The organism is Armatimonadota bacterium, from assembly GCA_020354555.1.
In the GTDB taxonomy this organism is placed as follows: domain Bacteria; phylum Armatimonadota; class Hebobacteria.
In genome coordinates this window covers 18,492-21,706 of record CP070648.1, presented here as the reverse complement: position 1 = coordinate 21,706, position 3,215 = coordinate 18,492, and the positions used below count along the sequence as shown (strand labels likewise).

Sequence of the window (3,215 nt, the reverse complement as noted above, 5' to 3'; positions counted from 1 at the left end):
TGCACCACGGGCTGCGCGGCGACGAAGCGGACGCCGACGCCGGATTCGCCGGAGCCCTCGCCCGCTCCCTGAGAGTCCCCTTCAGCCAGCATCGCGTGGACGTCCGCGCCTTCGCCGACGAGCATCGGATGTCCATCGAGACCGCGGCCCGCAGCCTCAGGTACCAGTTGCTCGAGCGAGCAGCCGACCGCGCCAGCGCCTCCCGCATTGCCACCGGACATACCGCCGACGACCAGGCGGAAACGGTCCTGATGAACCTGCTCCGCGGCACCGGCCCGACCGGGCTGGCGGGCATCCCGTCGGTCAGGGGGAGGCTGATCCGGCCTCTCCTCGGCGTGACCAGGTCCGACGTAGAGGCGTACTGCAAGGCCCAGGATCTCGACTACCGCCTGGACAGCTCGAACCTGGACCGCGCCTTCCGGCGCAACCGCATCCGTCACGAGATCCTGCCCGCGCTCCGCGCCGTCCAGCCTCGGGTGGACGCTGTCCTCTGCCGGCTCGCGGACATCATGGGGGCCGAGAACGACTACATGGCCGTGCAGACCGCCAACGCTCTCAGAGAGGTCGGCGCGCAGCGCCCGGGGGAGCTTGGCATCGCGTGCGGGCTCCTGGCCCTGCTGCCGAAGGCCCTCCAGCGGCGCGTGCTCCGGGCCGCAATCGCGCGGCTCAAGGGCGACGAGCTCGACATCGAACTCGAACGGGTGGAGGCGCTCGTGGACCTCGCCCTCTCGGGGCGGACGGGCGCCACCGTCGAGTTGCCGGGCGGCATCCGCGGCGAGCGAACCTACGGCGAGGTCGTCCTCTCTCTCGTCGCTCCACCGGCCGCCGCCGTGAGCCGTGAGTGGAGCCTACCCGTGCCGGGCGAAGTCACCCTCGAGGAGCTTGGGATATCCCTCACCGCGGCGCGCTCCCGCGCCCGGCGCGCGCCCTCCAGCCCGATGTCGGCCCTGCTGGACGCGCGCGATCTCACGCTCCCTCTCACCGTCCGGACGCGCCGCCGCGGCGACCGATTCACCCCCTTCGGCATGAAGGGATCGGTCAAGCTCCAGGATTTCTTCGTGAACGCCAAAGTCCCGCGCGCGGAGCGAAGCCGCATACCGCTCGTGCTCTCCCAGGGAGAGATCGTGTGGGTGGTCGGATACCGCATCTCCGATCGCCACAAGGTGCGCAAGCGAACGCGAGGAACAATCCGGCTCGAAGCTCGTCGCGCGGACTAGAGTCAGGTGGACTGAAGTCAGGAGGGTCGTAATGTCACTCGCCGCAGAGACCGCAGAGAAGCAGCGTCGGCTCATCGAGTTCATGGATGCGGCCGGCTACGACGCCGTGCTGCTGGCCCGCACCGACAACTTCGCATGGTTCACCGCGGGCGGCAACAGCTTCGTGAGCCTCGCCCAGGAGGCCGGCGTCGGCGCGCTCCTCGTCCAGCGCGACCGTCGGATCCTCATCTCCAACAACGTGGAACGCCCGCGCCTGCTCGAGGAAGAGCTGTCCGGACAGGACTTCGGCGAAGATATCAGCCCCTGGACCGACGATGCACTGCCCCCGGCCCTCGCGCGCCTCGCGGGCGGACAGAAGATCGCCGCAGATGTATCCCTTCCCGGCGTGACCGAATGCGCCTCCGACATCGCCGCCCTGCGCGCCTCCCTCACCCCCGACGAGGTCGCCCGCTACCGCGCCCTCGGCGCCGACGTCGGCGCCGCCATCGCAGACGCGTGCATGGACCTCGAGCCCGGCATGAGCGAGCACGAAGCGGCCGCCGCACTCGCCGGCGCCCACTTCCGCCGCGGCATCCAGCCCATCGTCGTCCTCGTCGCCGCCGACGAGCGCCTCAAGAAGTACCGCCATCCCATCCCCACCGACAACGAGATCAGACGCGTCGTCATGCTCGTCGTCTGCGGCCGGCAGCACGGGCTGATCGTCTCCGCCACCCGCATCGTCCACTTCGGCCCGGTTCCCGCAGACCTCCAGAAGCGCCACCGCGCCGTCGCGGCCGTTGACGCCGCCTTCATCGCTGCCACCCGGCCCGGCACGCGGATCGGCGATGTCTTCCAGACCGGCCTCGACGCCTATGCCGCTCAGGGCTATGAAGACGAGTGGAAGCTCCACCATCAAGGCGGCCCAACCGGTTACGGGCCGCGCGACTACCGCGCAACCGCCGAGATCGACGATCCCGTCCACCCCAACCAGGCCTTCGCCTGGAACCCTTCCATCACAGGCACCAAATCCGAGGACACCATCATCGCCGCGCCAGACGGCCCCGAGATCATCTCCGCCTCGCCCGGGTTCCCCTCTCTCACGGTGACGGCGGCCGGGCTCACCTTCGAGCGCCCCGACATCCTCGTGCGGTAGCCGCTCGAGCGCCCCGACATCTTGGTGCGGTAGACGCACGAACCCCCGGCCTTGTCGTGCGCATCGCGGAATCGCGCCGCGGCCTCCTCGTCTGGAATCGTGGGTACACTCAGGAGTGACGAGGAGGCTGCCGGATGAAGAGATTCCTTACACCACTGGCGCTCACACTGGGCCTGGTGCTGGTTGTTGTCGTTGCCGCATCCCTCAGCAGCGGCCCTGCGGCCCACAGCCCGCAGACCCAGGTCGCCCCGCAGCCCGCCGGCCCCGCCGTCGCCGACGTCGAGCAGCCGGCGCCGGTTGCTCAGGCGCACACCGGTAGCGTGGCGGTCGCGGATGGCACAGCGGCCGCCGCTCAGGCACAGCCTGCCGCCCAACCGGGGGCGCAGCCCGCGGAGGAGCCGGCCGTGAAGACAGGCTGCGGCAAGGCCGTCCCGTGCCCCGGCCGGGACTGCAAGGATTGCCCGGCCAACCGCTACTTGTAGCAGCGCCGCGCAGGAGCAGCGCTCCGGACCGGCGCTGGCTGGACTGCACACAGAATGCACGCCGGCGGGTGGAACACCCCATCCGCCGGCGAACGCGTGCCGCATGCTAGCGCGCGACAGGCGCGCCGCTGTCGCCGACGCTCACTCGCCGCCCGGCATCAGCACGGACGCCTTCACGATCTTGTCTCCCACGGCGATCCGGTCGATCGTGTCGAGCCCCTCCACCACCCGGCCGAAGGATGTGAAGCCCATGTCGTCCAGGTGCGACGCCGGGCGGAGGCAGATGTAGAACTGCGTGCTGCCCGAGTTCGGCAGCATCTGCCTCCCGTCGTAGAGGCGCGCCATCGCGATGACTCCCCGCTCGTGCGCGATCGGCGACCGTTC

4 protein-coding genes are annotated in these 3,215 nt (G+C 70.3%); 3 read left to right on the top strand and 1 reads right to left on the bottom strand.

Annotation, left to right across the window (positions count from 1 at the left end; genetic code table 11):
- The 3 genes from tilS to JSV65_00100 form a co-directional block, all read left to right on the top strand.
- The coding region (gene tilS / locus JSV65_00110; GenBank protein ID UCH34792.1) for a tRNA lysidine(34) synthetase TilS at positions 1-1,217 on the top strand (1,217 nt) is incomplete at its 5' end.
- Positions 1,218-1,248: 31 nt separating this feature from the next.
- A complete protein-coding gene (locus JSV65_00105) occupies positions 1,249-2,349 on the top strand; it encodes a M24 family metallopeptidase (GenBank protein ID UCH34791.1) in 1,101 nt (366 codons plus the stop codon).
- 134 nt (positions 2,350-2,483) lie between these two features.
- Positions 2,484-2,831: a hypothetical protein gene (locus JSV65_00100; GenBank protein ID UCH34790.1), complete on the top strand. Its 348-nt coding sequence runs from the start codon at positions 2,484-2,486 to the stop codon at positions 2,829-2,831.
- Positions 2,832-2,972: 141 nt separating this feature from the next.
- Here the strand turns inward: JSV65_00100 and JSV65_00095 are convergent.
- Positions 2,973-3,215, bottom strand: a 243-nt coding sequence (locus JSV65_00095; protein UCH34789.1) for a peptidylprolyl isomerase, incomplete at its 5' end; no start/stop codon positions are given.